The sequence below is a fragment of the Fulvivirga sp. genome (assembly GCF_040220315.1).
Taxonomy (GTDB): Bacteria; Bacteroidota; Bacteroidia; order Cytophagales; family Cyclobacteriaceae; genus Fulvivirga.
This window is the reverse complement of record NZ_JAVJUY010000077.1, coordinates 1-3,419: the sequence shown is the minus strand read 5'-3', so window position 1 is coordinate 3,419 and position 3,419 is coordinate 1. Positions and strand designations below refer to the sequence as shown.

At 38.2% G+C, this 3,419-nt stretch carries 4 protein-coding genes; 3 read left to right on the top strand and 1 reads right to left on the bottom strand.

Annotated features, from left to right (window positions below):
- Positions 1–1,267, top strand: a 1,267-nt coding sequence (locus RLO81_RS03480) for a T9SS type A sorting domain-containing protein (RefSeq protein ID WP_350107291.1), incomplete at its 5' end; no start/stop codon positions are given.
- 64 nt (positions 1,268–1,331) lie between these two features.
- Here RLO81_RS03480 and RLO81_RS03475 read toward each other — a convergent pair.
- Complete coding sequence (locus RLO81_RS03475; RefSeq protein WP_350107288.1) at positions 1,332–2,165, bottom strand: phosphoadenosine phosphosulfate reductase domain-containing protein; 834 nt, start codon at positions 2,163–2,165, stop codon at positions 1,332–1,334.
- 492 nt (positions 2,166–2,657) lie between these two features.
- Here RLO81_RS03475 and RLO81_RS03470 point away from each other — a divergent pair, with 492 nt between their 5' ends.
- Both RLO81_RS03470 and RLO81_RS03465 read left to right on the top strand, forming a co-directional pair.
- The gene (locus RLO81_RS03470) at positions 2,658–3,011 is read left to right on the top strand and encodes a hypothetical protein (RefSeq protein ID WP_350107285.1); all 354 of its coding nucleotides are present in this window, start codon (positions 2,658–2,660) and stop codon (positions 3,009–3,011) included.
- A gap of 32 nt (positions 3,012–3,043) precedes the next feature.
- Positions 3,044–3,419: matrixin family metalloprotease (locus RLO81_RS03465; protein WP_350107282.1), on the top strand; the 376-nt coding region annotated here is incomplete at its 3' end.

The window sequence follows — 3,419 nt, the reverse complement described above, 5'->3', positions numbered from 1 at the left end:
GTCACTACAAACTTTTCAAGGCAAAACCTTCATTAGCATACTTGACCCATCATACAGCCAGACTGTCACAACTTACAACCCAAATCAGAATGGATCAATGGACGTAACTCCGGGATCTACTTTTAATACAGGAGAAATCATGTATGAGAAGTTTGATAAAGCATTTAAAGATGCAGGATTATTTGTAAGCTGGTCAGCCTATCAACCTAACCATAGCTTTATTCCCTCAGTGAGCGCTTTGGCTTTTGAAAGCTCAAATTTTCTATGGAAAAACCCTATAAATAGAAATCTTATCTGTACAAACGAGATACCCTTTGATTCGTATTTTGCTCCAGCTGTGAATGAATCACATATTCAATTGACCAATGATAATGTTGATTGGGTACTTCAGGAAATAAATGGTATCCCCCAACAGCCAACAGTTCGACCAATGGCAATAGATCTGGTTGGGCCAGAGACCTCCTGCGGAACCGCTACTTACACATTCACTTCGTGTTCTACTGTTGGTTCAGCAAGTTGGTCTGTTTCTCCAAATCTTCAGATAGTCAGTAGTACAGGAAATAGCATTTCCGTAAAGTCAAAATATAGTAGCTATAGCGGAAGTCAAACAATTACAGCTACTTTTTCCAATGGAATTTCAATGAATAAAAGTATAGTCTTAGGTCCACCAAACTATCAAAATATTGAATTATCAGTGGATAACAATGAATTAAGCAATTGTGATTATACCTATGCAGATGCAGATTATGATCACCCCCCAGGTCCTAGTCCAGCTATCTTGGAATATGAGTGGCGTATTCCTTATTCGTATGATTGGGATATCTATGAAGAATATGGAGGCTTCGCGGATTTTCAATATGTTGAGATTGAATATTGGGACAGTAATCCACCTAACCAGGAAGCGATTCAAATAAGGGCTCGAAACACTTGTGGGTGGAGTTGGTGGAAAGAATTTTGGGTGGACGTTGATGATTGTGGGGGATACTTCATGATGATGTCCCCAAATCCATCATCAGATTTTCTAAATATCAGCTTTCAAAGGGCAGAACTAGAAAGCCTCAATGCAAAAGAGGTAACTACAACAAGGATACCTGAAAAAAACATAATCTCCGAAATTTATGATCAACACCAAAATTTGGTCTTAATGCAAGATGGTGAAATGAATACTGGTTTAACAATTGATACTTCTCAGTTGCAACCTGGTCGCTATATCATAAAAGTATATGTGGATGATCAAATATTCACCAGACATCTTTTGATAGAATAATATGGTTTTTGGAAGGCATCTGGTAAGCTGGATGCCTTTCTTTTTAAGCAGTGCGAACTAATATTTACAGCAACTCTAGTTGCTGGGATTTCGACTCCCTTAGAATGTTAGAAAGGGAAGGGGTGGAGTGTCCCGGATTGATAAATTCATGATCAATCTCCTTCTCCTTGTCAATGTATTTCCGGAAGTGATCCGGATCCTCGCGGGCGCTACAGAGCAGGTCTCCTTTTTTTGACATGATGCAGATCTTGCAGGAATGCCTTGACATGCCGGCTACATAGGTATAAATGAATGGCCAATCGTTTAAAGCTGCTTCCTTCAATCCGATTTGATAGAGGTGTCGTCGGATGGCCAGGTGATCCAGGGTAATGCCGTAGGTGGCAAAGACTGCAGCGGTGGTGTAATCATGGATCGGTAAAACAGTGTACACCTTCCTTTTTTGTGTGCTTAGCTTCTTGTCAAGCCTGAAAGGATCCTTCAATGCCCTGGGATCTGATTCCTCTGCCCGAAGTCCAATACAATTGTACACCAGGTCATAGTGGTGTTCTTTACAATACTTCCGGATGAATTTTGAGATCGGAGCCGTTTTAAGATCACTGGTACATTGCCTAAAAGCAGGAGAGGGCCACATCCCCCGATGTTCAACCATTTCGAAGAAGGTTTTATTGGCCTGAACCTGGTAAACAGGGATTTGCTCACATGTTTTTTCTACGTGTTCAAAGGTTCCTTCCCAGTCTGCTCCGGGTAGACGTGCATGGATTACAATCAAGTGTTCCCTGGGCACATGATCATAAAGCCATTTGAACATGGCCTGGGAATCCTTACCTCCGGAATGGTTACAGACAAATAGGGCCTTAGAAGGCCTGTCTAATAATTGCTTTCGTGCTTCTTTACTCATAGTCACAGTTTTTAAACCTGACAGATTGAGTAGCTGAGCGTCAATCTGCCTTCACGGAGAAAAGGGGCAGATTGTAAGCGGACTATTTAGGTGAAGAATGATTTAGGCAATGAATAAAAAGTAATGGTTTTACTGCCCTAGGGACATTGAGATAAACAAAATGAAGCTCAAAGGAATAATGGGATTCGGTGTATTGGTGGGGCTGAGTATGCAAACCGAATGATTAATTAGCTGATCAATCTTTAGAGGGAGGAATATTGAACATGAATTATAGCTTACAATCAGTTAACTATAAATAATATCATTACGTTACTTGCTTTATTTAAATATTTCAGCTAAATTCATTTGACATTTTACTTTAAATCGTTTCTCATACCATTTTACACAAAGAATTTTAACATGAGACTAGTCTTATTTTCAGATAATGAAGTACTATTTAAACATTGCGTTATTCATTAAATAATTTGTTAAACAATTGATTTATTAGTCATTATGAAAAATGTTATTTATTATCTACCGGTTCTGACCCTCCTACTATTTGTCCAGTGTAGAGATGAGTCGCCCAATAAATGTTTTGAAGAGAAAGGACAAACTATTAGTAATAAGGAAGGTACCGTCTATTTCCATTCTCACTTAGAAGCTTATGCAATCTATGCTCCTGTAGAAAACACCTTCGATTCACAATTGGTGTTTGTTCCCTGTGAAATACCTGAAAAGTATAAGAAGGATGGTGTGAAAATTATATTTAGTGGGGCATATGCGACTCTAAATATTTCATTTGATAAAATTCCGGGACAAGAGTTCTATCAATTGAATCTTACTGATCTATCATTATTAACAGACTGAAATATTTAAATCTTAATTAAAATAAACCAGCTATGAAAAATTTATTGCTATTTTCAGTTCCAATATTTATGCTTCTTACAAGCATATATGGACAAAAGAAGTCTAAAAAAACAACATATTATGACGATTGGCCAGTGGAAGTTGAATCCAATGAAATAAGCACAAAAGAAAAAAAGGAAGGTATTTCTACGAACTTTGTGACAATTGGTACAACTTGGGATCACAGGGTAATATCATATTTTTTCTCAAATGGAACTCCCGATATTCCTGGTGCAGGTGAGGAGCAGGCAATTAGAGATGGATTTGCTTTATGGGAGGCGGTTACCGATTTAGTTTTTATTGAAAGCTGCGTTGAAGCAGATGCAGACATTGTAATACTTTATGGTGCTTTTAGTCATGGTGATACTG